Source organism: Roseobacter sp. TSBP12 (genome assembly GCF_009129705.1).
Classification (GTDB): domain Bacteria; phylum Pseudomonadota; class Alphaproteobacteria; order Rhodobacterales; family Rhodobacteraceae; genus Celeribacter; species Celeribacter baekdonensis_A.
On the sequence record NZ_PYIB01000009.1, the window covers coordinates 1 to 885 of the forward strand.

The following is an 885-nucleotide window of genomic DNA, read 5'->3' on the forward strand; positions in this document are numbered from 1 at the left end:
ACATTTCGGCATGTTTGCGCATTGTGTCATTGCTGATCCAGCCTTGCGTATAGGCGATTTCTTCGGGACAGCCGGATTGCATTCCTTGCCGCTTTGCAAGTGTGCGCACGAAATTGCCTGCGTCCAACAAAGAGCCGTGCGTGCCAGTGTCAAGCCAGGCATAGCCTCGGCCCATACGCTCAACATTCAATGTCCCATCCGCTAGATAGGTTTCCAAAAGCGTGACGATTTCAAGCTCGCCACGTTCAGACGGTTGAATGGTCTTTGCGCGACGGGGGGCGTCCCCATCGAGGAAATAGAGCCCCGTGACCGCATAGTTCGAAGGAGGCACCGCCGGCTTTTCGATAATCTCTTTGACGGTGCCCTCGGCGTCAAACTTCACCACCCCATATCGCTCGGGGTCAGCGACGTGATAGCCAAAGACCGTGCCACCCATGTCCTTGGCATCCGCAGCGGCCAACATTTCAGGCAAACCATGACCAAAGAAGATATTGTCGCCTAAAACCAGCGCTGAGGGTGCACCATCCAGAAACTCTTCGGCCAAAATATAGGCCTGAGCCAACCCATCGGGAGAGGGCTGTTCGATATAGGTGAAGGACAGGCCCCACTGAGATCCATCCCCCAAAAGGCGTTTGAATTGATCCTGATCGTGGGGCGTGGTGATGATCGCGATCTCCTGAATGCCTGCCAGCATCAACACGGACAGCGGATAATAGATCATCGGTTTGTCATAGATAGGCATCAACTGTTTTGAGATGGCCATGGTCAAGGGATACAGGCGCGTGCCCGATCCGCCCGCAAGAATGATGCCTTTACGTTTACGCATGAGACTCGTTTACCTCGTTGATTGTGGTGCGCACGGCGGCGCGCCAATCCGGACGATCC

General features: G+C 54.8%; 1 protein-coding gene. It reads right to left on the reverse strand.

The window, feature by feature from the left end; translation table 11 throughout:
* Nucleotides 1-826: glucose-1-phosphate thymidylyltransferase RfbA (rfbA, locus tag C8029_RS04265; RefSeq protein ID WP_152002335.1), on the reverse strand; the 826-nt coding region annotated here is incomplete at its 3' end.
* Nucleotides 827-885: the final 59 nt, after the last annotated feature.